The 26,799-nt window shown below is 61.7% G+C and carries 25 protein-coding genes; 17 read left to right on the top strand and 8 right to left on the bottom strand.

Annotation, left to right across the window (positions count from 1 at the left end; genetic code table 11):
* Positions 1 to 162: 162 nt before the first annotated feature.
* From sctT to EKH80_RS04490, 6 genes are read right to left on the bottom strand one after another with little or no spacing between them, the layout of a single operon-like run.
* On the bottom strand, positions 163 to 954 hold the full coding sequence (gene sctT, locus EKH80_RS04515) for a type III secretion system export apparatus subunit SctT (protein ID WP_126683524.1): 792 nt from the start codon (positions 952 to 954) through the stop codon (positions 163 to 165).
* Positions 955 to 964: 10 nt separating this feature from the next.
* Positions 965 to 1,231 (bottom strand): type III secretion system export apparatus subunit SctS, encoded by a 267-nt coding sequence (gene sctS, locus EKH80_RS04510; RefSeq protein ID WP_126683523.1) that lies wholly within the window; start codon positions 1,229 to 1,231, stop codon positions 965 to 967.
* 9 nt (positions 1,232 to 1,240) lie between these two features.
* Complete coding sequence (sctR, locus tag EKH80_RS04505) at positions 1,241 to 1,906, bottom strand: type III secretion system export apparatus subunit SctR (protein ID WP_126683522.1); 666 nt, start codon at positions 1,904 to 1,906, stop codon at positions 1,241 to 1,243.
* Positions 1,893 to 2,885, bottom strand: a complete 993-nt coding sequence (locus tag EKH80_RS04500; RefSeq protein ID WP_126683521.1) for a hypothetical protein — start codon at positions 2,883 to 2,885, stop codon at positions 1,893 to 1,895. The genes sctR and EKH80_RS04500 overlap by 14 nt, the downstream gene beginning before the upstream one ends.
* 21 nt (positions 2,886 to 2,906) lie before the next feature.
* Positions 2,907 to 3,503, bottom strand: a complete 597-nt coding sequence (locus EKH80_RS04495; RefSeq protein WP_126683520.1) for a response regulator transcription factor — start codon at positions 3,501 to 3,503, stop codon at positions 2,907 to 2,909.
* Positions 3,503 to 4,594: a sensor histidine kinase gene (locus EKH80_RS04490; RefSeq protein ID WP_126683519.1), complete on the bottom strand. Its 1,092-nt coding sequence runs from the start codon at positions 4,592 to 4,594 to the stop codon at positions 3,503 to 3,505. The genes EKH80_RS04495 and EKH80_RS04490 overlap by 1 nt, the downstream gene beginning before the upstream one ends.
* A 208-nt stretch (positions 4,595 to 4,802) precedes the next feature.
* Here EKH80_RS04490 and EKH80_RS04485 point away from each other — a divergent pair, with 208 nt between their 5' ends.
* The 13 genes from EKH80_RS04485 (at position 4,803) to EKH80_RS04425 (ending at position 18,237) form a co-directional block, all read left to right on the top strand.
* Positions 4,803 to 5,141: a FliO/MopB family protein gene (locus EKH80_RS04485; RefSeq protein WP_126683518.1), complete on the top strand. Its 339-nt coding sequence runs from the start codon at positions 4,803 to 4,805 to the stop codon at positions 5,139 to 5,141.
* A 387-nt stretch (positions 5,142 to 5,528) separates the two neighbouring features.
* Entirely contained in the window at positions 5,529 to 7,595 is a 2,067-nt protein-coding gene (sctV, locus tag EKH80_RS04480; protein ID WP_126683517.1) for a type III secretion system export apparatus subunit SctV, read from the top strand.
* A 32-nt stretch (positions 7,596 to 7,627) separates the two neighbouring features.
* Positions 7,628 to 9,631, top strand: a complete 2,004-nt coding sequence (gene sctC / locus EKH80_RS04475; RefSeq protein WP_126683516.1) for a type III secretion system outer membrane ring subunit SctC — start codon at positions 7,628 to 7,630, stop codon at positions 9,629 to 9,631.
* 22 nt (positions 9,632 to 9,653) lie between these two features.
* Positions 9,654 to 10,967 carry an FHA domain-containing protein gene (locus EKH80_RS04470; RefSeq protein ID WP_158628744.1) on the top strand — a complete coding sequence of 438 codons (1,314 nt, stop codon included), beginning with the start codon at positions 9,654 to 9,656 and terminating at the stop codon, positions 10,965 to 10,967.
* A gap of 95 nt (positions 10,968 to 11,062) precedes the next feature.
* Entirely contained in the window at positions 11,063 to 11,443 is a 381-nt protein-coding gene (locus EKH80_RS04465; protein ID WP_126683514.1) for a hypothetical protein, read from the top strand.
* A gap of 153 nt (positions 11,444 to 11,596) precedes the next feature.
* The gene (locus EKH80_RS04460) at positions 11,597 to 12,001 is read left to right on the top strand and encodes a hypothetical protein (protein ID WP_126683513.1); all 405 of its coding nucleotides are present in this window, start codon (positions 11,597 to 11,599) and stop codon (positions 11,999 to 12,001) included.
* Between the two features lie 9 nt (positions 12,002 to 12,010).
* Positions 12,011 to 12,796, top strand: a complete 786-nt coding sequence (gene sctJ, locus EKH80_RS04455) for a type III secretion system inner membrane ring lipoprotein SctJ (RefSeq protein WP_126683512.1) — start codon at positions 12,011 to 12,013, stop codon at positions 12,794 to 12,796.
* Positions 12,786 to 13,475 carry a hypothetical protein gene (locus tag EKH80_RS04450; protein WP_126683511.1) on the top strand — a complete coding sequence of 230 codons (690 nt, stop codon included), beginning with the start codon at positions 12,786 to 12,788 and terminating at the stop codon, positions 13,473 to 13,475. Before sctJ ends, EKH80_RS04450 begins: the two co-directional genes overlap by 11 nt.
* Entirely contained in the window at positions 13,472 to 14,110 is a 639-nt protein-coding gene (locus tag EKH80_RS04445; protein ID WP_158628743.1) for a FliH/SctL family protein, read from the top strand. Before EKH80_RS04450 ends, EKH80_RS04445 begins: the two co-directional genes overlap by 4 nt.
* 19 nt (positions 14,111 to 14,129) lie before the next feature.
* Complete coding sequence (locus EKH80_RS04440) at positions 14,130 to 15,446, top strand: FliI/YscN family ATPase (protein WP_126683555.1); 1,317 nt, start codon at positions 14,130 to 14,132, stop codon at positions 15,444 to 15,446.
* A complete protein-coding gene (locus EKH80_RS04435; RefSeq protein WP_126683509.1) occupies positions 15,443 to 15,937 on the top strand; it encodes a hypothetical protein in 495 nt (164 codons plus the stop codon). The genes EKH80_RS04440 and EKH80_RS04435 overlap by 4 nt, the downstream gene beginning before the upstream one ends.
* 13 nt (positions 15,938 to 15,950) lie before the next feature.
* Entirely contained in the window at positions 15,951 to 16,733 is a 783-nt protein-coding gene (locus EKH80_RS04430; RefSeq protein WP_126683508.1) for a type III secretion HpaP family protein, read from the top strand.
* A gap of 10 nt (positions 16,734 to 16,743) precedes the next feature.
* Complete coding sequence (locus EKH80_RS04425) at positions 16,744 to 18,237, top strand: hypothetical protein (RefSeq protein ID WP_126683507.1); 1,494 nt, start codon at positions 16,744 to 16,746, stop codon at positions 18,235 to 18,237.
* A gap of 128 nt (positions 18,238 to 18,365) precedes the next feature.
* Here EKH80_RS04425 and EKH80_RS04420 read toward each other — a convergent pair whose 3' ends face one another.
* Entirely contained in the window at positions 18,366 to 21,395 is a 3,030-nt protein-coding gene (locus EKH80_RS04420) for a LysM peptidoglycan-binding domain-containing protein (RefSeq protein WP_126683506.1), read from the bottom strand.
* Positions 21,396 to 21,806: 411 nt separating this feature from the next.
* Here EKH80_RS04420 and EKH80_RS04415 point away from each other — a divergent pair, with 411 nt between their 5' ends.
* The 4 genes from EKH80_RS04415 (at position 21,807) to EKH80_RS04400 (ending at position 25,598) form a co-directional block, all read left to right on the top strand.
* A complete protein-coding gene (locus EKH80_RS04415) occupies positions 21,807 to 22,604 on the top strand; it encodes an AraC family transcriptional regulator (protein WP_126683505.1) in 798 nt (265 codons plus the stop codon).
* A gap of 164 nt (positions 22,605 to 22,768) precedes the next feature.
* Entirely contained in the window at positions 22,769 to 23,386 is a 618-nt protein-coding gene (locus EKH80_RS04410; protein ID WP_126683504.1) for a LysE family translocator, read from the top strand.
* Positions 23,387 to 23,557: 171 nt separating this feature from the next.
* Entirely contained in the window at positions 23,558 to 24,280 is a 723-nt protein-coding gene (locus EKH80_RS04405) for a response regulator (protein WP_230473413.1), read from the top strand.
* Between the two features lie 76 nt (positions 24,281 to 24,356).
* Positions 24,357 to 25,598, top strand: a complete 1,242-nt coding sequence (locus tag EKH80_RS04400) for an ATP-binding protein (RefSeq protein WP_158628742.1) — start codon at positions 24,357 to 24,359, stop codon at positions 25,596 to 25,598.
* A 434-nt stretch (positions 25,599 to 26,032) separates the two neighbouring features.
* Here the strand turns inward: EKH80_RS04400 and EKH80_RS04395 are convergent, their stop codons facing one another.
* Positions 26,033 to 26,356, bottom strand: coding sequence for a hypothetical protein (locus EKH80_RS04395; protein ID WP_126683502.1), 324 nt, complete (start codon positions 26,354 to 26,356; stop codon positions 26,033 to 26,035).
* Positions 26,357 to 26,799 lie beyond the last annotated feature (443 nt).

Genomic DNA, 26,799 nt, shown 5'->3' with positions numbered 1-26,799 from the left:
TGCACTTGAGTTTAGAGACCGCCGTTACTTTTCTTTGGGCCAGCAAAGAAAAGTGACTCGGGCCCTTTAGGGACCGAAAGCGCCGCAGGCAATGCATCCATCAGCGACATGTAGCAACCGTGCGAAGACGAAAAACGGTGCCGTTGGGGTTTGCACCCAAACCTACAAAATGCGCTTCAGCGCTACCAGCAAATCGCGGTTCTCATACAGCTTGCGCATCACCACCTCGATCATCGCCCCCAGCGCCAGCAGCAATACCCAGCTGGACAGCCACGACTTGATCGGCATCGCCAGCGAAAAAACATTCAGCTGTTGCGCATAACGGTTGACCAGGCCCAAGGCAATATCGACCAGGGACATCACGACCAGGGCCGGCGCCGAGAACACCAGCACCGCCGTCATCAAATAGTTGAACTGCCCGACGAAAAACGCCATGCCGCCCGGACGCAAGGGCGGCAGCAGACTGGCCACCGGCCAGATCGCATAGCTGGACATCAGCAGATCCAGAAATACCATGAAGGCGCCGCTGACCATGAACAGCCAGGTCGCCACCTGCATCAGGAAGACGCCGGTAAGGGTGTTCTGCTGGCCGGCGAGCGGGTCCATTTCCATCGACATCGACGTGCCTGCCTTGGTGTCGATCACGCTGCCGGCGGCGCCCAGCGCCCAGAACACCGTGCCGTAGCAGAAGCCGATCAGCAGACCTACGAAGATTTCCTTGCCGAGCACCATCACCCAGGTGGCTCCCTGCATGATCGTGGCGCTTGGATTGGCGGCTGCCGCCAGCGGATAGACCAGGATGGCCAGGCTTACGTAGAAGCTGTTGCGCACCAGGGACGGCATCGTCTCCGAGGTCATCAACGGCAGCACCAGGAACGCCGCGACGATGCGCGGCAAGGTCAGCGCGATGCCATTGAGCTGATTGCCCAGATACTCGACCGGGAAAGGAGCCATCGGCGGGCGCTCAGCGCAGCATGCCGGGAAAGTCGGTAAACAGCCGGTCGGCAAACTTGTACAAGGTGCCGCCGAGCATCGCCGCCGTCGCCAGCAAGGCCAGCACCACCACGATGAATTTCACCGCATAGGGCAGGGTCTGCTCCTGGATCTGCGTGGCCGCCTGCAGGAACGCGACGATCAGGCCGGCGATGGCGGCTGCAAAAATGGGTGGTGCCGACAAGGCCAGCACCAGCCAAAGAGCTTCGCGTGCCAGCTGGACTTCCTGATCGTACATGCGCCGCCTCTATTGGTAGGTGAGCACGAGGCCATGGATCAGCTTGGCCCAGCCGCTGAGCAGGACGAACAGCAGCAGCTTGAAGGGCAGCGACACCATGGTGGGCGAGAGCATCATCATGCCCATCGCCAACAGGATGTTGGCCACCACCAGGTCGATCACCAGAAACGGCAGGAACAGCAGGAAGCCGATCTGGAACGCCTGCGTCAATTCGCTCACGGTGAACGCCGGCATGATCACGATGAAGTCGTCGGCGCTCAGTTCCTTCTGCCGCTCCGGCGGCAACAGCCGCTTCGCACTTTGCAGGAAGAAATTGCGTTCGGTCAGATGGCTATGCTTGATCAGGAATTGCCGCAACGGCTCCTTGCCTGACTGCACCACCGCGCTCAGTTTGTCCATGTTCATGGGGCCAGCCGGCTGCGTGCCCATTTGTGTCTGCACGCTCTGGTAGGTGTCCATGATTACCGGGTTCATCACGTACACCGAAAGAATGATTGCGAGGCCGTTGAGCACCACATTGGGCGGCACTTGCTGCAGTCCCAGCGCGTTGCGCAACAGGCTAAGCACGACCACGATCTTGGTGAACGAGGTGACCATCACTGCCACGAACGGCGCCAGTGCCAGGGCTACGACGACGGTGATGATCAGGGCAGGGGAGAAGCTACTGAAATCCACAAATCGTACCCTTCTGGGAGTTTCCGTGATGGCTTACACGCACGCCCAGCCATTCGCCCAGTGCGACGATCACGCCTTCGCCGTAGCGGTGCTCTCCGAACAGAATGTCGACCGCGTTGCCGAGCAGTGAGCTGTCGTAACTCAGCACGCTTCCCGCTTGCAAGGCACCTACTTGTTCGGGGCTGAGACTGAGCTGGGCCAGGCGAAAGCGTGGGCGATGGGGATCGATGGCGGTCGACGACAGCGGGCGGGCGGCGATTGTCCATTGCCCGTGCCGACGCTGTACCATCCAGCCGGCGGGGAGACCGAACATGCTGTGCAAAGTTTCCCGGTCGGGCTGCAAACAGGCGTCGCAGTCCGCCCCTTCACTGACGAGCAGGACGTCCCCAGGCATCAGTTGAGCCGCCGTCTCGGGATTGACCGCCCGGCCTTGCAGCATCAATTCGAATGTCAGCACCGCCGCGTCGCCCAGCATCGACAGTTTCGATGGATCACGCTTCCAATCGGCGCACGCGCTCAGCAGTCGGGTCTCGGCCACACCAAGGCCCAGCCAGCCTTGCAGCGACTGGCCATGCTCGCCGTGCCAACTGAGCGCTAGCCACAAGCATGCGTCAGGCGAGCCGGCAGCCATGAAGCGGCTGGCGACGAAGCCGCCGCCGAACACGCGGCCGAGTGCGTCGAGCATCGGCTCATGGGCCAGCGACCAGGCGAGCAGGCGCGCGTCGCCGGTATAGTCCTGCCACTGCGCGTCACCCAATGGATTGGCGATCTGCTCGCGTTCCAGCGCGACGAGCAGTCGTCCCTGCGCGCCGTCGAGACAAACACATGCCAGCGTTGCGGCGTGGCGCTGGCCCACGCCAGCACGCAATTCCAGTGCGCTCTGGTCCTTCAGCACGTTGCCGCGCGCAAGCAAGGCGCGGGCGGCTTCGCTCAGCGCTTCACCGGCTTCACCGACTGCCTGGCCGCGATCCATCGTCATGAGGGGCGTGTCGCGCAGCATTCAGTTGTGGCCCAACACGACGCGGGTTAGCTCCACCACGTTATGGGCTCCAAGCTTGGCCATCATATTGGCGCGGTGCAGCTCCACGGTCTTGGGGCTGATATTCAACTCGTCGGCAATCACCTTGTTGAGCTTGCCGCCCATGATGCCGTCCAGCACCTGCCGTTCACGGCGGGTGAGCTTGGCCAGGGCGGTGGAAGCCGCCTGCGGCGCATGATTGGCCAGCGCGGTATGGATGGCGTCGATCAACAGCGGTGCGTCGAACGGCTTTTCGATGAAATTGGCGGCGCCGTGGCGCATCGCGTCCACGGCAAGCGGCACATCGCCGTGACCGGTGACGAAAATCAACGGTATCGACAGGCCGCGGTGGGCCAGCTCACCCTGCAATTCCAGGCCGCTCATGCCCGGCATGCGGATGTCGCTGACGATGCAGCTTCTGGATGGCGGGGGCTCCCTCGTCAGGTCTTTCAGCAGCGCCAGCGCGCTCGGGAAATCGCGTACCTGGAAGCAGGCTTGCTCAAGTATCCAGGTGCAGGATTGACGGAACTCCTGATGGTCGTCGACCAGGTAGATGCGCGTATCGATCGCTGTCGTCATCAAGCCAGTCCTCGCGGCACGGTGAACACCAGCGCGGCGCCTTGCCCGTCCTCATGGTTCGGCTCGGCGAACAGCCGGCCTTCGTGGTACTCGATGATGGAGCGGCAGATCGCCAGCCCGATCCCCAGGCCATCCGGCTTGGTGGTGTACATGGGCGTGAACAACTGCTGCATACCGTTCTCATCGATGCCGCAGCCCTGATCGATGACGCGTATTTCGACCATGTCGTCATCGTCCAGCCGCGCCGCGAGGTGGATGCGCCGGCGCGCGGGCGGTGTTCCGTGCATCGCCTCGATGGCGTTCTTGATCAGATTCAACAGAACCTGCTCGATCATTACGCGGTCGGCGAAGATCGGCGGCAGGTCCTGGGCAATGCTGCTGATGATCTGGACCTGGTACTGCTCGGCCTCCAGGCGCAGCATTTCGATGACGTTGCGGATCAGCTTGCGGGTATCCAGGTGCTGCCGGTGCGGTTCGCGGCTGCGCACGAACTCGCGAATGCTGCCGATGATCTGCGCGGCGCGCTCGGCCTGGCGCTTCGCCAGATGGATGCCCTGGCGCAGGCGATGGTCTTGCGATTCACCGTTGACGATCTGTTCGCAACTGGACAAATAGTTGATCGCCGCAGACAGCGGCTGGTTGAGTTCATGCGCCAGCGTGGTCGCCATTTCACCTACGCTCATCATGCGCGAGGTGGAAAGCAACTGCTCGTGCTGCTCGCGGTGCCGGCGCAGTACCTCAACGCATTCGCTGATGTTGATCAGGAACAGCGCGTCGGCGCGATCGCCAAGCACAAGCTCGCGGTGCTCCATGCGATACCAGCGACGGGTATCCGGCGCGAAGTAGATGCGCGCGCCATGCTTGCCGCCGGTCATTTCAAAGCCGTTCTCGAACGCCTCGCGCGTTTGCGTGCCGGCGAGCCGGGGAAATTCTGCGCGGAAGGCGGCGTTGCTTGTCAGCGTAGTGTCAGGTTCACGCCCAAATACGATGCATGGCCACGGCAGTGCGTCGATCAGCGCATAGCCCGGTCCTGCTGGGCCGGACGCTTGCTCTGCCTGGATTTCTTTGCGGTCGATTTGCGCCAAAGGCATAGTCACCTATCCTTGAATAACTTGGTGATCGCACCGGTGGTGGCGGCGCGGCATTAGCTATTTGACCTATGCGGCCTCTATCGCGGCCGTCTTGTTACTTGCACCACTACCTTGCGCAACAGTCCACAAAGATAATCGAACAGCTTGCGATGATATGTTTCAAAAAGATGAATCATCGAGCTGAAGTTCAGCGGAGCGGGATAATGCCATGAAGAAGTTACTATGCAACGTGCTGGTCGGCCTATTTTTGCCAAGTGCTGCCTTCGCAGCGGATGCTGCGGAGCACGATGGTTCGTTCTTGGGTCTGCTGGTGCCGCTCATTGCAGTGGCCATGGGGATACTCGCGATGCTCTGGTGGTTCAAACGGGGCAAGGCGCTAAGCGGCAACGGCCCGCTCAAGGTCGTTCAGGCAGTGGCGGTGGGCACACGCGAACGCGTCGTGGTGCTTGACGCACAGGGGCGCAGGTTAGTGATCGGCGTCACGCCCGGCAAAATCGAACTGCTGGCTGAATTGCACGCTACCGATGAGACTACGAAGACGGGATGAATTTTTTGTGATGACGCGCAATTGCGATGGAAATCACGCGCAAACTGGAATGCAATAGCCAATTGCAGACCATTTCTTCCGAAATTTTTGCGCCACTATTTTTTGGACAATGAAACCTAGGGTCACCCCTAGGTTTCGCTTTTTGGAAACACTGGTAGGTTCGCCACCACTGATGCCGACAGGGGGCATTGGCCATGCGTAGTGAAGTGCTGATGCACTGGCGGCGGCAGGGAAAAATCGACGAGTGGCGTATGCCGCTCGGTTTATGTGTTACCGCCTGCTGGAGCTGTACGTGTTCCCCAACCACGTTCCCCTTCACATGCATTCCAGCGCGCCGTTGCGACGGCGGGCCGGGCGCTTGCGCGACACCGGCAAGGTCGCTGCGTAATGGCGCTCGAATCGATTCTTTCGCGGCTGGCCTCAAGCAGAGGCGGGGCGCGCAACTATAGCGACCTGGTGCTTGTCGCCGGGGTGGTGGCAATCATCGGTTTGATGATCCTGCCGCTGCCGATGGTGGCCATCGATGCGCTGGTCGCGTTGAATATGCTCATTGGCGTGGGCTTGCTATTGGTCGCCATCTATATTCCCGCGCCGGTGGCGTTTTCCAGCTTCCCTAGCGTGCTGTTGCTGACCACGCTGTTCCGCTTGGCGCTGTCGATTGCGATCACCCGCTCGATCCTGCTCAATGCCGACGGCGGTCACATCATCGATGCCTTCGGCAACATGGTGGTGGGGGGCAACCTGATCGTCGGCCTGGTGGTTTTCCTCATCATCACGGTGGTGCAGTTCATCGTGGTTGCCAAAGGCGCCGAACGCGTCGCCGAGGTGGCTGCGCGCTTCTCGCTCGACGCGATGCCCGGCAAACAACTGTCGATCGACTCCGACCTTCGCTCGGGTCTGCTCGAAAAGGAAGAGGCGCGCCGGCGCCGTCGCCTGCTGGAAGTGGAAAGCCAGCTGCACGGATCGCTCGACGGTGCGATGAAGTTCGTCAAGGGCGACGCGATCGCCGGCATGGTCATCATCGTCATCAACTTGCTCGGTGGTCTGGGCGTGGGCGTGCTGATGCACGGCATGAGCCTGGACGATGCCATGCATACGTACAGCGTACTCACCATCGGCGATGGCCTGGTAGCGCAGATCCCCGCCTTGCTGGCTTCGATTTCGGCGGGCTTGATCGTCACGCGCACCGCCGGCGACGAGGAGGAACGCAATCTCGGCGCGATCATCGCCAAGCAAATTTCCGGCGAGCCGCGTGTCATGATGATCCTCGGCTGCATTGCGCTGGGCATGATGCTGGTTCCGGGCTTTCCGGTGCTGGTCTTTCTTCCAATCGGCGTCATCATGGTGGGAGTGGCTTCATGGCGCATGCGTGAACGCGTCGGCCTGCTGCGCAAGCTGTTCAAGGTGCCGGAAAGCCAGGCCGAGCTGCTGCCGCCCGACGTAGCCGACACTGATGCGCTGATGCCGCCACCGGCATTGCTGCTGGAAGTGAACATGGCGGCGTTGCAGGCGCTGGGCAGCGCCCAGGTGCGCAATCTGTTCCGCCAAGTAGTCGGCAGCTTGCGCGAGGAATACGGTGTGCCGCTGCCCAAGCCTGCGCTGCGCGCCGGACTGAACTTGCCCGAGCAAGGCTATGCGCTATACGCCTACGGCGTGCGCATCGGCTATGGGGTACTGAAACCCGAAGCAGTGTTTTTGCCGGGGCGAGTTGCGCTGCCGGCCCAAACGCAGGGCGATGGCGCGCCGGTCAAGGAGGGTGTGGTTGGCTTTCCTGGCCGCTGGGTGGCGCGCGACAGCGGCCATGGCGCACGCGCGCTCGAACCGCCGCATATGTTGCGTGAGCATATCCGCCTCGCGCTGGCGCGGCATCTGTCGCTGTTCGTCGGCATCCAGGAGACGTCGAATCTCTCCAATGGCCTGAGCCGCGACTATCCCGACCTGGTGCGCGAGATGCTTCGGGTGGTTTCGCCGCAGCGCGTCGCTGACGTACTCAAGCGGCTGGTGGAAGAGCGTGTGCCGATCCGCCAGCTGCGCGATGTCTTCGAGGCGATCACCGACGCGGCCAGCCGCGAGAAAGACATCGTGCTGGTCGCCGAATACGTGCGCATGTCGTTGCGTCGCCATATCAGCTATCGCTACGCCGACAATGATCACGTATTGCGCGTGCTGGTCACGCGTCCCGAACTGGAGGAGCGTTTGCGCCGTTCGGTGCACAACGGTCCGGCCGGAGCACAGTTGGCGGTAGAGCCGGATCTGGCCGCGAAACTGCTGGCGCAGATCGGCGACTACGTCGGTGGCGAGCACGGCGCTTCGCTCGTGATGATCAGCTCGACCGACGTGCGCCGCCATCTGCGCAAGCTCACCGAGGCGGAATACGCCGATATACCCGTGCTTTCTTATCAGGAGCTGGTACCGGACCTGCGTCTGGTGCCGGTTGGACAACTTGTGGCTTGAAGCTACGGATTTGCTTGGAATCGGAATCATTCATGACGAAAAAAATCAGGGGCGGATGGAGCAGGAAGCTGGGTGCAAGGATGGGAGGTTCGCTGTTGGTCCTGGGCTTGACGCTATGCGCAACGACGTTGTCGGCAACACCCATCCCGTTCAAGAAAGGCGTGGTTGAAATTCATGCTGACAAGAGCCTGCACGAATTTTTGCCGGATTTCTTCCATGACCAGGGGCTGGAGGTGGTCATGAGCCCGCAGGTGGCGGCAAGGTCCGGTACGCTCAATGGCGACTTCAAGGGCGGCTATGCGCAAGTGTGGCGCAAACTCGCCGACAGCAATGGCCTGTTCGGGTACTGGGACGGTTCGGCTGTCTACGTTTATCTCAATACCGAACGCCAGACCGACTACACCAGCGTGCCGCTGCCGGTGGAACAGCAGTTCCTCGCCGCCATGGCCAGCGTGAATTGGTCGGACGCCGCCAGCGGCGACATCTGGCGGCTGGAGCCGAGCACCGGGCTGGTCATGATCACCGGCAGTAGGCGGTTCATTGAACAGGTGAAGCAGATGGCGCAGACCATCGCCGGTCTTGGCCAGAATCCCAGCCTGCGCTTCAAGATGTATCCGCTGAAGTACGCCTGGGCCTCGGATACGACGATCACCATCGGCAATCGCCAGGTCAACGTCCCCGGGGTTGCCTCGGTGCTGCGCCAATTGGTGGGGGTTGCCGGTGGCGATCAGTTCGGTGGTGCACACGAGCGCCTGATCTCGGCACGCCAGCCCGGCCTGCGTGGCCAAGGGCTGGCCGGCATGGGGCAGCAGCCGCCTCCGCCGCTGGGCAACTACACCGTGCCGGCGCAGAACAATGACGACAACGAGACGGCGCTGTCGAATTCGGCATCTTCGCAGTCCGCCCAGCAGAACACCCTGCAGGCCGTCAATGGTCAAGGCGACAGCCGTATCGTTGCCGACAGCTTTCGCAACGCGATCATCGTGCGCGATACCGCCGATCGCATGCCCATGTATGACGAACTGATCCGCCAGCTGGACGTGGCGCCGCAAATGGTGGAGATCGAAGCGACCATCATCGATGTGAACAAGCAGAAGGCGCGCTCGCTGGGTGTCAATTGGTTCTATCGGAACAAGGGCATCACGGGGGGCTTCACCAGCAACGGTCCCAACAATGTGCCAATCGCCGATGATGCCAAAAAGGCCTTGGCGGCCGCCTTGCTGGGGGGAAAGAATGGCTCGGCCCTGGCGGCCCTGGCCAGTTTGTTTGGCGGCGGTGGCCAGATCGGCGCCATCCTGGGTGATCCGGCGCATTTCGTTGCGAACGTGGATGCACTGGAGGCGGATGGTGTGACGCACGTCGTGACGCATCCGCAGGTCATCACCATGAACGATGCGGAGGCGGTGATCCAGAGCAACCAGACCGTCTACGTGCCGGTGTCCGGCGCTTATAACTCCGATTTGTACAACGTCGTGGCCGGCACCACGCTGCGCGTGACTCCACACCTCGTCGAGGATAACGGCAGGCTGCACATCCGCATGGCGGTGCAGATCGACGACGGCAACATCACCTATACGACGGCCGATTCCCAAGGCGTGGCCTATCCGATCGTCAGCAACAATGCGGTGAACACGCAGGCGGTGATCGAGGATGGCCAGGGCCTGCTGCTCGGCGGCCTGATCCAGGATTCCGGCAGCAATGCCACGCAAAAGATTCCGGTGCTAGGCAACATCCCGGTGCTGGGCTATTTGTTCAAGACGGTGCAAAAGCAGCGGGCACACATCGAACGGCTGTTTCTGATCACGCCGCGCCTGATCGCGCTCAATCAAGTCACCGGCCAGGAAACCCCGAGCTCGTCGAAGGTTACGATCGAGTCGCAGCAGCAGATCGATGAGCGGGACGCGAAGAAGACCGGCTGGTGGCGGTTCGACAATCCGGCACCGGCACCGGCCTCGCAGCCGCAGCCGTCAATCGCGCCGATTCCGCCGCAGCCGCCGGTGCCTGCGGCCAACACAGCCGCGCCACGTATCCACTGACGGAGCCGATTTTCCCCACACCATGAACAGCCAAGTCGCTCATCGTACGCATAGCAGGGAACGGCCGTCGTCGCGCGTGCAGTTGCGCTTGCGCGTGTTCAGCGGCGTGCACGCCGGTGCGGAATTCCGTCTGCCCGAACGCGGCATCCTGATGGTCGGCCAGGCGGACGACTGCGACCTGATTCTGGGCGATGCCGAGATCCGGGATCATCATTGCGTGCTCACCGTGGTGGGCGATCAGGTGCTGTTACGCGCGCTCAACGGCGAGGTGGAAATCCAGGAGCGGCGTGTCGCGGACGGCGAAAACGTCGCGCTCGAACCCTTCACGATGGTACGCCTGGGCAAGGTGTGGTTCGCGATTGGGCCGCACTGGAGCGAACGCTGGCTGAGCCTGGACAACGCCATCGATCATGCCGCTGTCCGCGTAGCGGAAAAGCAGCTCGCCGGCCGGCGGCGCGGAGTGCTGGCGATCGCCACTGCGCTGCTGGCGTTCGCGTTGGTCGTACTGTTGGGCAGCTGGAAGGTGAGCCATCCTGCGAATATTCATCCGCGCAGCGCCAGCGAACAGCTGGAGGCAACCCAGGGCATCCTTCATCAGATGTCGCTGCAGCATGTCGTCGCCAACATCGACGGCGGCGATCGGCTGGTCGTGCACGGTGTGGTGGGTAATGTCGCGCAGCTGCCCGAACTCAAGCGCAAGCTCTCGGCAGCCGGCCTGACCACCGAGCTGGCGGTGCGTGACTGGCCGAGTGTCGCCAAGCAGGTGAAGGACATCTTCGGCATGCACGGCTACACGGTGGAAACGCGGTTGCTGGATCAAGGACTGATCGAAGTGGATGGTCATTTTGGCGACCCGGACAACACCGAGCGCGTGAAGAGGGAAGTGCTCGGTTCGGCCGACATGCAAAACCTCAATAGCGATGTAGGCCTCAACCTGGCGCTGCGCAATTACGACGAGCGCAAGCCCGAGGCCCCCAAGCTCGATGAAGGCAAACTCATCCAGCACGTCAGCAGCGGCGCGGACAGCTACGTGGTGACACGCGATCAGTCGCGCTATTACCCGGGCAGCAGCTTGCCGCAGGGCGGCATCTTTGTCGGCGTGACCAGCGACCAGAACATCTTGCTGCGCATGCGCGACAACACCTATATGCAACTGAACAAGGACGACAAATACATGACGCCGCAGCCGCTGGGCGACATGAATTCGATCGACATGGAGCGCTTGATGCCGGCAGCGCCAGGCAGTAGTGCGGCCGCTGCAGCGCCCGCCGCGGTAACGCAATCGGTTGCCAAAGCCGTACCCGCGAAGGAGGCGCCGGCGTCGAACCATCGTTGAGTGGCAAACCCCATGCGAAGCGGTCGACACCGACTGTTTCTTTTTTTCCCCGGAGCCCGCCCATCAGTGAGCCCCCCACCAGGCAGGAGACGACAATGAGCAGCAACACGATCAGTTCCAGCAACAACAGCCAGTTCCTCAACACCGTGATCGCCAACGGCGCAGCGTCGGCGGGTCAGACCGTCAGCAACGATCAATCCAACAGCTGGTTCGAAGCCTTGGCCAAGGCGTGGGGCAATGCGCTCGACCAGCAGGCCAACAAGGTCACCAGCTTGTCGGACCAGGTCGGTGGCGGCGGCTCTGGTGCCAACGCCAACGGCCAGGCCGGCGGCATGAATGGCGGGTCGGACAACCCTTCGGTGCTCACCCAGCTCACGGCAGAGAGCCTGAAGATGCAGTTCCTGTCGACCAGTGCGTCCACCTCGACCAATGCCGTCGGCCAGGCCTTGAGCACCCTGGGTCAAAAGCAGGGCTAATCGGCTGGAGCGCCTTTCGTCGATGCCTATACAGATGTTTTCCCACACGGCCGTCATTCCCGCATCCGCAGGAATGACGGCAGGGAATGTGGGGCAGGGGCGAATGGGCCAATGTTTAAACGAAAAACTGCTTTAGCCGCAGGAGGTTTTCACATGAACGTGCTTCCGACTCAAATGGTCAACGTCGCTGATTTTGCCGCTACGCCTGGCTCGGCCACCGCGCCGGCGCATGTCGACGACATTGCAAGGTTCCGCCAGACCTTCGCCGACGCCGCGCCGGCCAATGTCAATCAGACCCAGGCGGTGGCGCCGGTGCCGCAGGAGCTTTCGGCCAGCATCAAGGCGGTGCTGAACCAGTTCGATTCGCTCAACGGCCAGGCCAGCCGGCTGGGCCAGTTGGCCAATGCCATGCGCAGCAGCGGCCGCGACCTGGCGCCAAGCCAGATCATCGACATGACGATGCGCTGCCAGGAAATGGTGTTCCAGGCCGAGATGACCTCGAACGTCGCCAATCGGAGTTCCGACGGCGTGCAGCAGCTGTTCCGCCAACAGTCCTGAGGTGGCGTGATGCCGAAGTGGACCACCCAAAAGGCCGGACGGGTAGTGGCCCTGATGTTCGCATTGGGGCTGCTGGCCGGCTGTTCGCGCGAGGTTTTGTACAACAAGCTCGACGAGCAGCAAGCCAACGAAGTGATTGCCGCATTGCTGAACAACGGCATCGATGCGGACAAGCGCGCGGCCGAGCGAGGCGAGGGCTGGCAGGTCGTGCTGGATCGCCACGACATGCCGGCCGCCGTGGCGGTGCTGCGAGACCAGGGGCTTCCACACCAGAGTATCGACAGCATCGGCCAGGTCTTCAAGAAAGATGGCTTCGTTTCCTCGCCGCTGGAAGACAAGCAACGCTTCATCTATGCCCGCGAGCAGCAGCTGGGTCATACGCTGCGGCAATTCGATGGGGTGGTGGACGCCTATGTGTATTTGTCGATTCCGGACAAGAGTCCGATCGAGGACAAGCCACCTAGCGGCTCCGCCTCGGTGGTCGTCATCACGCGCCCGAACGCAGGCATCGAAGGCCGCGCGCCGGATATCAAGTCGGCCGTCATGAACGGTACCGAGGGCCTGACCGATGCGAGCCGTGTCACCGTGCAATTCTTCCAGCGCGCGCCCACCGAATTGCCGCAAGCTGCCGCCAACAGCAGCTTGCTGCGCAGCGATGTGACTTCGCTGGCGATGATCGGGCTGGCGGCGTTGGTGCTGTTGCTTGCAGGCGTGTTGCTGTGGCGCAATCGCGGCGCGTTTATGGGCGGGCGGCCGCGTTCACTGGCTCGCTCGGGTGTGCCGCATGAACGCTGAGTGCAGTGTGCGCCAGCAATACGCGCGGGCATTGCTCGATGCCGTGCATCCGGCGCGCTGCGGAGATCTTCCCGAATCGCTGCTGCAGCGGGCGCGGCATTCCCCGCTCGGCCGACGGCACCTGGTCCGCGCTGCGTTGCGCCAGGCACCGGATGTGTTCGCCCCCGATCAGGAGCGATGGCAGGCGTGGCGAGACGACGAACCCTGGCTGCAATGGCCGCATGCGCGTCTGCAGGCCTTCACGCAGGAGCTGGGGACGCTCGCCCTCGGGCCGGCATTGCGCATGCTGGTCGAGCGTGATGCCGTGCTGTTCGTGCGCAGTGTGCTGGGCCTGGAAAACTGGCGGCGTGCCCAGCATGCGAATCCGTGGGCGGGTTCCGTGCCGGAAGTGGTACGACAGATGGGCAGCGCCGTCCTGCAACAGTGCAGCCATGACGCACAGGCTTTGAGCGAGGCGCTGCAGGAGCGCGGCAAGATCGAATTCCTTGCCCACGCCGAACGCCGGCATGAGCACCTTGCGGCGCGACTCGCGTTGGCTTATGCGCAAGTGCCTGCACGGCCATGCAAGGGGGAGTGCTGGCTGCCGACAGCCGCTGTTCCCGCGCTGCTGGTCGAGCAACAGACCCTGGACGAAGAAGCCGCGTCCGCGCCCATCGCCACGCAAGGACGAATCGAATGAACGCCCTGGTCGCCGATCGCGAGCGTTTTCTGTTGTATGTCACGGCCGGCGTGATTCCGGCTGAAGCCTGGACACCGCTAGCCGAAGCGCAGCGCATCGTCGAACAGGCCAATGCCTTGCTGCGTGAGGCCCAGGCCGAGCGCGAGCAGATCTTTGCCCAGGCCCGGCGCGAAGGCCGGGTCGAGGGACGTGAAACCGGCTTGCGCGAGTGCGCCGAGGCGTTGCAGGCGCTAACCGATGCGCGCTTCGCCGCTACCGCGGAATTGCGCAAGCGCGCGGCGGAGGTCGCGATCGGCGTGGTGAAACACATTGCGCCGGTGATCGGCGCCGAGCGACTGGTCGCATCGCTGGTGGCCGAAGCCATGCAAAAGCTGGTGTTCGAGCCCCATCTGCTGGTGCGCATCCATCCAGATATCGTGGAGCGGGCGCGCAGCGAGGTTGCCGCGCTGGGCGCTGCCGCCGCACCGGATATCGAAATCATCGGCGATCCGAACCTCGACCGTTTCGATTGCATCATCGAGTCGGCGGGCGGAATCGTGCGCGCTGGCTTCAACGAACAGCTCGAACAGGCGAGAGTGATCCTTGCCGCCGCGGAAAAGACGGCCGGAGGGCGACGTGAACGTACGGACGTCTGACGAGCGGATACCGGGCCAGCTGTCGTCGCAGGACAGCGATGATCCGCTGCTGCGTGCCCTTAGCCGGCGCGACACTTTGCAGCACGTGGGCCGCGTCGCCGAAGCCTATGGCACCTTGGTGCGCGCTACCGGCGTGCGCGCGGCGATCGGCGAACTTTGCCTGCTGGAGCAGGGCGACTCCGGCTTCAGCCTGCTGGCCGAAGTGGTCGGTGTGTCGCAGCAGCAGACCTTGCTTACTCCGCTTGGGCCGCTGGAAGGCATTTCCACCGCCACTACGGTGACCGCCACCGGCAAGCAGGCCACCGCGCCGGCAGGCCATAGTTTGCTGGGCCGCGTAATCGATGCGCATGGCGAGCCGCTGGATGGGCTGGGTCCGTTGCTGAATGTCGAGCGGGTGCCGCTGTATGCCGATTCACCCAATCCATTCACCCGGCAAGCGATCGATGAGCCGCTGCCGACCGGCGTGCGCGCGATCGATGCGGCGTTGACGATCGGCCGTGGCCAGCGCACCGGCATCTTCGCGGTAGCCGGCGGTGGCAAGAGCACCTTGCTCGGCATGCTCGCGCGCAACGCCCAATCGGATGTCAATGTGATCGTGCTGGTCGGCGAGCGCGGCCGCGAGGTGGGTGAATTCCTGCACGACAGCCTGGGCGAGGAGGGCTTGAAGCGCAGCGTGCTGGTGGTCGCCACCTCGGATCGTCCGGCCCTGGAGCGCAGCCGCGTGGCGTGGCTGGGTACCGCCATCGCCGAATACTTCCGCGATGGCGGCATGAATGTCCTGTTGATGATGGATTCGGTGACACGCTTTGCGCGTGCGCTGCGCGACGTCGGCTTGGCGATGGGCGAGCCGCCTGCGCGGCGCGGTTTTACGCCGTCGGTGTTTTCCGCCTTGCCGCGCCTGTTCGAACGCGCGGGCACCAATGACAAGGGGTCGATCACCGCGTTCTATACCGTGCTGATGGAGGACGAGGACGGCAGCGATCCGATTGCCGAGGAGGTCCGCTCGATCCTGGATGGGCACATCTATCTTTCACGCCGGCTGGCGCAAGCCAGCCACTACCCTGCCATCGACGTGCTCGCCAGCGCCAGCCGCCTGATGCCGCGGGTGACGCCGCAGACCCATCAGCGCGCGGCCGGCGCGCTGCGGCGCTACCTGGCCAAGTACCGCGAGATCGAGATGTTGCTGCAACTGGGTGAATACAAGCCAGGCGGAGATGCCGATGCGGATACGGCCATCGCGCGAATCGACGCCATTCATCAATTGCTGCGCCAGGATACCCACGAGCACGCGGAGTTCAGCGGCACACGCAACCGGCTGATCGGAGTCTGCACATGAGCGCCGGCCCCGATAAATTCCCGTTGGAACCCTTGTGCAGGGTCAGAGGGATACGCCTGCGCAAGCTTGAGACGGAAATGAAAGCTTGCCGCGAGCATTGGAGCGATGCCGAGCGCCAGCGCATCGAGGCCACGCAGCAATGGGAACAATCGGTGCGCCAGCGCGAGGGCTTTGCCGAGACATCGTGGCGCGAACTGTTCGACCAGGGAGCGCCTACGGGAGAGGCGATGAACCGGCATGAGTGCCATCTTGCGTGGCTGGATCAGCTTATCGTGCATAAGCATGCCGAGCTGGAACAGCGTACGCGTGCATCCAGCGAGGCGGCTGCCGCGCTGGATCTGGCCAGCGCCGCCTGGCGGCGAGCGCATGGCAAAGTCGAGGCCCTGGGTGAAATGAAGCAGGATTGGTTGCGGCAAACGCGCAGCCAGGAAGCGTTGCGCGAGGAGCATGGTTTGGAAGAGCTGGCGCTACGCCAGATAACGTCACGTTGAGGTCGATATGCATATGCCGCCGGCAAGCCCACCGTCATCCACCCCGCCCGGCGTGGCCGGTCCCCGTGGCATGCGCGTAACCCATGCAAAGGCTGCGCTCCATGGCGAGCATGAAAACGTGCAGCGCTTTCGTAGCTTGATGCGTAGCAGACAACAGCCGACGGACGGTTCAACACCAAGCGGTCCGGACGAAGAAGACACGCTTGATGTCGACCTGGGTGCCCATCCGCAAGCCGATGAAAGTGCCGGTGCGGCTGAAAACGAGTTGTCACTTGACCAGGAGCAAGCCCTGCGCGATCTGCTGCAACGGCAGCTGGGTGAGGGCAGGGCGCAGTCGCCTGTCCTGGCTTCACGCGATCAGGGCGATGACGGCGGCAGCGATCAGCAGGACGAGCGTCGCGACGGTGATCCGGCTGCCGCCACTATCGGCTTGCAAGCCCTGCATCTGGTGCAACAAGCGGTACGCGCGAATGCGGAGCAGCCGGCAGCCGGCCAGGCTGCCCTGGCCCCCGCCCTGGCCGAGCTGATCGAGCGGCATGTGAAACAGTTGCTGGTGCCTGACACGAGCAGTCGTAGCGCAGCGCAAGCGCGCGAGATCATGATCACGCTGAAGAATGGCCTGCTGCCCGGCACCGAGCTGTGGCTGAGCCGCACCAGCAACGGCTGGCAGCTGCGTGCCGATACGCGCTCAGAGTCAGCGTATCGCAGCCTGGTCGAAGGGGCGCCGCAACTGATCGAACGCTTCGCGCAGAGCAAGCTCGGCGCCTTGGAAGTCACTCCAACCCTGCTTACATGAGTCTGCAGTCATGTCCGACTCCTTGTTGCATGCCATCATAGGCGGTAATCCGCTGAACCTGCCCGGTCTGGGCGCGAACGATGGCGGTTTGACCCTGCTGTTTCCGTTGTCCTTGGGCGGTACGGTGAATGATCTGGCGAATGCGCTGCATCTTCCGGTCGAGGCGATTCTTGCCGTGAATCCGGGTCTGAGAGCGGACAGCCCGCTCAATGTGAGCCAGGTCGTCGATTTGCCTGACGACCATATCGATCAGATCATGCGCAGTGTAAATCTTGCCGGAAGCCAGGCTTTTGTAACGCCGCCGCCGGATGCGGCGTCTTCGTCAAGCGTTCCCTCCGATCATTACGTTGTCGATGGGTCAAGCGATGGCGTGAGTAGGGTCATGCCTACCCCTCGACAGATAGCGGCCGCTTTCGGTTCGCTCGATCTTGCACAGCAGAATACGCCGCTCCCTTCGCCGGTAGAGAAAAAGCCGGATCACTGGGTCGTTGGCGTCAGCCCAGACATGTCCACGCCAAGCCCCGGCAAATCCAGTGATGCATCGGTCAACGTGGTGCTGGCGGCGCCCACACTGAACCTGACAGTAAACCCGAGCAGGGCACTCGTTGCGCCGGCCCTCGTGCTGCCGATTTCGGCACAGCCGTCGGCGGCGCTATCGAACCAGACAACGACTTCAGGGCAGGTCGCCACGCCGGCAACGACAGCGGTACCGGCAATGCCTGCATCGAACATGGAGCCAGTCAAGTCCGCCGCCGCTGCATCGAGCCTGTATGGGAGCGAAGGCGTTTTTGGCTTTGGGCGGGCTGCCAATGTAGGTTTGCCGGCCGGACAGGATCGCCAGCGCAATCCGGGCGCGGGCATTGCGCCGCCTCCGCCCATGGATGACAGCCGGTTTGCGGGGCCTCTCGCGAGAGTGCAGCCGGCGAATGGAGGCATCGCATTCGTCGCGCCCGCTACCGCGATGAACGCCATGGACCTGCATGCGGACGGCCATCCGATGATGTTGCAGCTGATGGCGTTGTGGTTGGCGCAATCGGGTGGTTCGAACGCCGGGACAGCTGCGTCGTCACCCTTGGTCGATCCGCAGGCGCTCGCCGCCCTTGCCGCAAGCCAGCGTGACACCAAGGTGATCGACCTCGGGGCAGGGCGCAGCATGGCCTTTTCGCTGGTGCATGATCGGCTGCAGCGGATCGATCCGATCGGGCAGGAGCAGCGTGCCGCCTCGCGACGTAGCGGCGAAGGATTGCAGGAGCTGCGCATCAGCAGCACTTACGGCGAGCAAACGGAACAGACCGATGAACAGCGCGAGCAGGGTCGCCGCCGCCGTGCCGCCATCGCCGCAATGCGTCGCCGGCGCCGGCCGCGTAGCCGCCGCTGCCGCTATTGGCGCGGTGATCGCCGTGATTTGCGTACAGCACGTGCGGCGACTTATCCGAAACAGGTGGATTTCGCCGAGTTTCGCCGCCGCCAGCCGCCGCGGTACATGTGGAGCGTAGGCGCGTAGGCGGGAGTGTCAATCGTAAGCTGGGTTGTCAAACCCAGCGTCGCCCTACATGCAACCTTCACGATGCTGGGATTGTCATCCTAGCCTACGTTCCCTCCCCCACTACACGTAGGGGAGGGAGCAGAGGCTCAAGCCGGATTCGCCCCGAGCAGGTCCTGTAGCGTTATGTCGAGCTGATGTGCCGAATCAGGTTGCTCTTCGGTATTCACCGGAAAGCCGGTTGAGGCCATGAAACTTCCGTCCAGCAAAACCCCGGGGCCGCTGCCGAAAATACCATGGTCGACGTTGCCGGTGAGCAACTCGTTGTGTTGGGCCATGTCGTCCCAATTGTGGTCGTTCTTGGACGTCGCCTGGAACTTGCTCGCATCGCCGCCCACGGTGTCCAGCGCAGACAGCATGGCGCCGGCAAACGTTTTCTGCTGGTCCGCGTTGAGGCCATTGAACCAGGTCATGGTCTGCTGCGGATTCAGGCCATGCAGTTCGCCGTAGCGCATCAGCATGCTTGTAGGCGCAGCATCGTCGTTGCTATGCCACGCTGCAAGAGCATTGGCCGCACTCTTGTTGTAGCCAAGTCCTTGCAGGAACGCATCGCGGCCCGGCACTGCCTGATCGTTGGCTTTCTTGTCCTGGTACGCCATCAGTCCCATGGTGCCCAGCGCGACGAGGCCGATGCCGATCGGACCGGCCCAACTGCCCGCCTCGGCGCCGCCGGCGAGGGCGCCGGCAAACATGCCCTCGCCGCCGGCAGCTGCATTGCCTGCCGCCCACATGATCGAACCAACGCCTGTCATCGCATACAGCCCGCCCTCGGTGTTGTCGCCCTTGTTGAAATCTTCGCCGGCCTTCCATACGTCGATGCCGCCCGACAGATAATTGGCGAAGTGGTCCACCCCGCGCGCGCCAAGTTTGCCTATCAGGCTGTCACGACCGACCAAGCCCATACTGGTTGCCAGTCCCACCGTCTTCTGGGAGAAGCCGACGGTGCTTGCGAAGGCCGACAGATCGTTGCGCGCTTGAACCCACCCGTTCGGATTCTGATTGGGCGTGCCTGCCTTGTCGTAGGCGTTGACCATGCTGAAGCCCGCCGCGGCGACACTGAACGCGCGAAATACGTTGCTGATCGGCGTGCCGCTGGCAAACCCCTTGATCCCTGAAAGCGCGTTTTTGGTGTCATCAAGATTGCTCTGCAGGGCCGCCTTGAGCGTATCGGGGCTCTTGGCTGCGTCGGACAGCGCGCTGTAATCATTGATGTTCTTCTTGAGCAAGTCGGTGGCGGATTTCAGGTCGACCACCTTGGCGTCGCTCAAGCCCAGCATGGCGGCGAGCGATTTGTTGTTACCCAGTTCGGTCAGTTCGTCGAGCGCCTTTGAGCGAGTGGCAATGTCATTGTTCGCGGCCAGCTCGCTGCTGATCTGACTCATGCGCCCCTTGACGTAATTAGTGCCTAGCTCCTGGATCATCTTGCGACCTCCCTGGTCGGCGACCTTGCCGGCCTGCGCCATGAAGGTAATCATGTTCTGACCCTGTTCGCCTTGCATAAGCGTCGGATCGAATTGCACTGCAAGCTTTATGGCGGCCTGGGCACTCTGATCGTTCACCAGCGATTTTATGTTGTTGCCTGCAGCATCGGCGTCGTCAGGGTGGTTGGCAAACCAGGCACCCAAGGCCGCCTCCTGCGATAACAGCGACTTGCCGTCAGCCGCCAGCTGCTGCTGTGACTGAGCCACGTTCTGTTCCCACTGTGCGCCCTTGTGTTTACTGTAGGCGTCGATGGCCTGGTTCAGCTGATCCGCCGTCATCGATTGGCCTTCCTTGGCGATCAGGCTGCCCAATTCGCCGGTCAGGCTGACGTAGCCCTGCAGGTCCGCACCCACCTTGTTGCGCGAATCGGCGACCGCCTGAAACACTTGGCCGCGTGCGTTGTCGGCCCAGTTGTTCGCGATGGGGTCTTTGCCATTGCCGCGTACGTGATCGATGATGCTCAAGGCCAGCGTCGGATCGCTGGACTGTTTCACCGCGTCGGTGAGCAATTCTATTTTGCTGTCCCCCCCGGTCCAGGCGCGTCCGATGGTCATGTGGTCGACCAGGTCGCCGGCCAGCGATTGCGCAGCGGCCCGGTCCTGTTGCCCCAGGATGCCGACCACGGACGAAAGATTCGTCATGGCGTTGCTCACGTGCTGGTTCTGGTCCGCGCCGAGGTAATAAGAGGCGAAATGAGCCAGCTGGTCGAGCTGTGGCGTTGCGTTCGCGATCAGGTCGGCACGCATTTGCTGCGACGAAATGCCGGACAGCATATCCACGTAGCGGGCGGAGGCATCGTCCGCGCCCTGCGCAGCCTTCGCGAACTGACCGTCGTTTTGGAACTGGGTATTGCCGTTGAACGGCTGCGCGGCCCAGTCGGAGGCAGCTTTCACGATGCCGAGATAGGTGCTCTGCCGGCCTGCAATCGAACGCACCTGGTCGGAGGAGGCCGATTGCAGCTCCGCATCCAGCGCTTGCAGCTTTTCCTTGGGATTGGTGTACCAGGTTGCCTGGTCGACATTGCGCAGGATCGTATTCGCCTCCTGCGTATCCACCGCTTGCTGCACATCGGCGTCACCCTTGTAGTGATCGACGATGTCCTGGCGGATGCCCGCTGCGCGGTCGGCTTCACTGGGAGCGGTCTCGCCCAGTTCCTTGCGTTGCTGCGGCGTGAGCGAAGTGTCGACGGGAGGTTTCTCGCTGAGGCGTGCCTGGACCTCGGCGTCCACTGCTTGGTTGAGCTTATCCTGCAGTTGGGCGCGCGAGTCAGCCAGAGCCTGAGCCTCCATGCGATTGTGCGGGCTGGTCTGCTCTGCCGCATGCAAGTCCGCCAACGCCTTGTCCACCTGTTGTTGCGGTGTCGTGGCGGGCGCGGTCGCATCGCGGGGGGATGAGCTGGAGGGATCGCTCGCCGGAATCGTCAGTACATCGCCGGGCATGACCTTCAAAGATTGGTCGAACTTGCCCGGGTTGGCATGCACTATGGCATCTGTTGTGACCGCAAAATGCTTTGCGATGTCATCCACGGATGTATCAGTGCGTTGCACGCGATATTGTTGCGGCTGCTGCGATGGCTGTTGCGATTGCGTGGTTTGTGCGGTGACGGCGGCGGAGGCATCAAAGTCGCGCGGGATCATGTGCTGCCTTTGTATCAGTGGGGAAAGACCCCTATTGGGAAGCAAACGCTCAACAGCGTCCATTGGGGCCATCCCTAGGGATGGTCAAAAAATCCGTCCTGGTTTTTTTCAGACGCGTCGCGCGACGCATGTGCTTGCTCCATTCCTGGAGCAAGCCCTACGGGCCAGCCATGGGCTGGCCAAATCCGCTCCCTGCGGATTTGTCCGCACGCCACTACCACGAATCAAGCACTTACGTGCTTGATTCGTGGGCGGTGCATCCTTGCACCGCGGAAGCTCTGAATAAATCCAGAGCTTTCCTAGGGATGCTCTGATTTGTGTCATGCATACTGCCTGCACGCTGTGCGAGACAGGCCCGTTTGGCGTATCTTGGCGGACGAAACGGCCGAGCACTCGCAGTTGTCAGCCTCGATGAAAACCCATCAGATCATTCCGCACCGATCCCGCCTGCCTGGCGTGGAAGCCTGGTCTCTGTTCAGCGAGCATGCGTTTCCCCGCCATGCGCACGATCAGTTCGGCATCGGCGTGATCACCGCCGGCGCCCAGAAATCCTGGAGCGGGGCAGGTACGGTGGAATCCGCCGTGGGCGATGTGATCATGGTGAATCCTGGCGAGATGCACGATGGATCACCGATCGGCGGCGCGCGTGAGTGGCATATTCTTTATCTCGAACCCAGCCTGGTGCTGCGCGAGCTGGCCGATGAACTGGGCGGTGGCGACGTGGAGTTTCGGCCCGTCGCGCGAGACCGTTCCTTGGCAGCGGAGGTGATAAAGCTGCTGGGCTCGCTGGAATCTGTCGGCGCAAGCTGCGATGACGCCCAAGAGCAGCTGCTTGCCTGCCTAGTGCGTATCATGCAGCGATATCGCATGAGTGGGCCGCGGCTGCCGCGTACATCACCGGCGATCGCGCGAGCGGTTGAATGGATCGACGCCGAGCCGGATGCGGCCACTCCTTTGTGCGAGTTGGCAGCGGCCTGTGGCATGAGCCGCTTTCAACTGATCCGGGGCTTCATGCGCGACATGGGCACCACTCCGCACGCGTACCGTATCCAGCAGCGGGTTCGCTTGGCCAGGCGATGTCTGGCGCAAGGGCATTGTGCTGCCGAGGCAGCTGCGCTTAGCGGATTTGCCGACCAGAGCCATTTGACCCGCGCTTTCGTTCGCCAGCTCGGCATTACGCCGGCGCGCTACCACGCCGCCCTGGCTTAGTGCATCTCGAGGCATCCGCGGCTGCAATATTCTTCAAGACGGCATGCGGCCGGGTTTGCGATCGTGACGTCTTTCCCGCTTTCACGAGGAGAGACACGCATGGTCACGGGCAGTAGAGTTCCGGCTGGTTCCATACGAACGAACGAAGTCGCGGATGTCGGCGTATGAACGCCGAATTTCTTCTCACGTCATTCCTGGTCGTGGCATCCCCAGGAACGGGGGTGCTTTATACGGTGTCGATCGGGTTGTCGCGCGGCGCACGCGCCAGCCTGTTGGCGGCCATCGGCTGCACCCTCGGCATCCTACCGCATATGGCGGTTGCCGTACTTGGACTGGCAGCTCTCTTCCGCACCAGTGAGTTCGCCTTCGGGCTATTGAAATACCTCGGCGCCGCCTATCTGCTATATATGGCCTGGCGCACGCTGCGCGACCGCAGTGCGCTTGATCCGCGCCAGGACGATGCGGCGCGCCCGCCTTTGCAGATGATCGGCTCGGCCGTCCTGCTCAATCTGCTCAATCCGAAGCTGCCGATCTTCTTCCTGGCCTTTCTGCCCCAGTTCATCGCCAGGGACGATCCGTCGCCCATGCTGCGGCTTTTGGCGCTCGGTGCGGTCTTCATGCTGATGACACTGGTGACCTTTGCGATCTACGGTGTGTTTGCGTCGTTCATGCGGACATACGTGCTTGCACGGCCCCAGGTCACAGCATGGTTGCGGCGCAGCTTTGCCGCCGGCTTTTGCGCGCTGGGCCTGAAGCTGGTTCTTTCCTCCAGCCGTGCGTAAGGGATGGCTGAACTCAGTCACGTGTTAGGATGAGAATTATGCCGCGTGCCGCGGGAAGTTGTTACAAACTCTTACAGGCATAGGAAGGCGGTGTGTGGATGGGCCAGAATGGTGCTTGATCTTTCGGCCATGAAACAGGTGTCCGTCAGATCGATCAGCAAGGAGTTAGCTGTGAATGACGGGCCCCCCCGAGTCTTGGTACTGGACGATGATGCCGAACTGCGTAGCATGCTTCGCCGCTACCTGGGAGATCACGGCTTTGACGTGCGCGCCGTGGAAAATCCTGAGCAGCTCGATCGGTATCTGCAACGCGAACCCTACGATGCACTGGTACTGGATCTGATGATGCCGGGCGAGGACGGTTTGTCCGTTTGCCGGCGCCTGCGTGCCGCGGGGCAAACCATTCCGGTGCTGATGCTGACCGCACGGGGCGACCCGATCGATCGCATCCTCGGTCTCGAAATGGGCGCTGACGACTACCTGTCCAAACCCTTCGACCCGCGTGAACTGGTCGCGCGCTTGCGCGCCATGTTCCGGCGCCAACGCATGCTGCATACCGACTCCACGTGGGACGACGACGAGATCAAGGCTTTCGGGCCGTTCGCCTTGAACGTATCGAAAATGCGGCTGACGCGGGGCGCTGAGGCGATCACCCTGTCAAGCATGGAGTTTCAGTTGTTGCGGGTCTTTGCTTCCAATCCGCACCGGCCGCTGAGTCGCGACCATCTGCTGGAAAAGATCCACGGACGTGACCACGAATCCATGGACCGAAGCCTGGATGTACAAGTGTTGCGCCTGCGCCGGAAGATCGAGGAAGAACCACGCAAGCCACGCTATATCCGCACCGTCTGGGGCATCGGCTATGTCTTTGTACCCGACTGTGACCCAGCTTAAGTTCTGGCCTCGGACCCTGCTGGGAAGAAACCTGGTTTTGCTCGTATCCCTGGCAGTGACGGTGCACGTGTCCAGCATGCTCGTCTTCGATTTCATGCAACGCCCCCGGGTCATCGAGCTGGGGGTGCTGGTCGCTTCGCAGCTGAATGTCCTGGATGCAGTCAGCGCGGACCAGGATCTGGCGCAGCGGGACAAATACATCGACAGCATCAACCAAAGCGGTCAGATGAAGATCCTGACGGGTGATCCTCCGGCAGAGGAGCCTCGCCCCAAGAGCATGCTTGCTGCCTTGTTCTTCGACACCATTCAGCGCAACGTGAAGCCAGGCATAGCCATTCGCTGGCGTAATCAGCCGCATCCGCAATTGCTGGCCCATATCAATGTTGGCGGGCGCTATTACTGGATCGCGTCCCGCGTAGGGCCGCCGCTGCAGTGGCGAATCACCTTATCAAGAGTGATGATTTCGGTGCTCATCACCTCGCTCGCCATGACTGCGGCGTTCCTGATTCAGCAACGGCTTAGCAAGCCGCTACAGGATATTGCAGCGGCAGCGAGAAAGGTGCGGGATGGCGCACGTCCGGAACGACTTGGCGAATACAGTACGAGCGAGCTGGCGGACGTTGCCGAGCAATTCAACATGATGATGGCCAGCCTGGAGGAAATGGAGTCGACGCGCGCGGTGATGCTGGCGGGCGTTTCCCATGATATTCGTACGCCACTGACCAAACTACGGCTGGCGCTGGCCATGGATGGGCATGCGGGAGAGGAAACCCATGTTCGCTACATCAACCAGATCGACGCCATTATCAGCCAGTTCATCGATTACATAAGAAACAATCATCTGGAAGCGCCGCTCGAAGGCGATTTGAACGCCCTGATTCGGCAACTGGCGGAATTATTCAGTGAAAGCGGACACGCTTTTCACTTGAATCTGGGCGGGCCGCTCATGTTGCGATTCAGGCCCGTGGCGATGTCGCGAATCATCACCAATCTGATGGATAACGCCTGCAAATATGGTGGCGCCGACCTCGAGGTCAAGACCTGGTGTGCCCATGGACGGGTCCATCTGGCTGTATTGGACCGTGGACCTGGATTGCCGCTCGATCAAGACCCCAGGTATTTGATACGTCCTTTCGTTCGTGCGGACGTCGGTCGTTCGAGTGCTGCCGGGACTGGCCTGGGCTTGGCGATCGTGGACCGGCTGGTGCGCTTGCATGGAGGAAGTTTTCAATTGAAGAATCGGAATGGTGGTGGAACCGAAGCATTGCTGGTGCTGAAGCGGGGTGGCGTGACAGTCAAGCGTGCGGTGAGCTTGTAATCGTCTGAAACCCATTTATAGCGCATAGTAATATTTGAAAAATAGGTTCACTTTATCCTCATGCGGATTGTGAATCGTGTGTCGTATATCCCTCGTCTCGATGTGGCGAGCAGGGGTATGACGTACGTAAGTCAGCGTTTCCGTCGCGAAAAAGAACGGCAAAAGGCACCTGTCGCGCAGGGGTGGTTACATTGATGATCTGGCTTTTGATCGTTGATTTGGGTGATGGTAATTCACGGTAAGTATAAGGAAGGGGGTATATGGACATCGTAAAGAAATGTTGGCTGGATTGCCTTTTGTTGTTTGCCATCGTTGTGTTGTTCATATTCATTTGTGATGGATCGTTTTGCATCAATGTCGGTTAGCAGGATGCCGATCCGTCTTGGGAATCACGGAGTGGTTGATCTATCAAGGAGGAATGAGATATGCCTAGGTCAAGGCTGGTCGATAAATGGATGGCTCTGTTCAAGTTTGATACTTCTTGCTCGCCCATTCGACTGGCTGGCTGGATAAGATGTGATGATGCCACCTTCGCCAGGGAGTTTCCTCCCGCTATGACAAAATGCAAGCACGTCGAAATGCGTCTTGGTCAGCCGGATGTCATCGAAAGCGGGGGCGGTGATCTTCGATGGCGATACCATGTAGTGGAATATTGGATGCCATTTTGCGCCAATGATATTTGCGTCGGCGAACCTTTGAATTACGCCATAGATTTCATATTCGATGAAAATCTTTGTTTGAAATGCGCTACTCGCCATCGACTATAGCGGTACTCATGAATGGGATGCCCGTGGATTGTGCTCGAGTTGAAATCCTCTGCGCTGGCTTTTGGCCGCTGTCCATCGGAGCGGCCGATGTGGCATGCGCGGCCACTGGATTGACTGATCAATGGCTTCTCTTTCACAGCGCGCGCAGCCATGCGTCTGGAGCAGAAATCTTCCACGTCGCGCGCAGATGGGTGGACTATTGGGAGCCTGATGGCAACGCGGCATGACCGCCATTCGTGACATCCCGGATGCAACTTGCCGGGCTATTTGAAGTCTGAGCTTGGCCATTGTGCTAAGACGGCGTCAGGATTAGTGGAAAAATCATCATTCCCCGGCTTGTTGTGGCCGATGAATGCCCCATTTTTCGTCGTGGCGTCCGCCAGCGCGAGGCAGTGGAAACCCATGGCAGAATAGCCGTGGCGGGTGACCACCCA

Source organism: Dyella choica (assembly GCF_003977665.1).
Taxonomy (GTDB): domain Bacteria; phylum Pseudomonadota; class Gammaproteobacteria; order Xanthomonadales; family Rhodanobacteraceae; genus Dyella_B; species Dyella_B choica.
The sequence above is the reverse complement of the archived record's forward strand: the minus strand, read 5'-3'. Positions and strand labels throughout refer to the sequence as shown.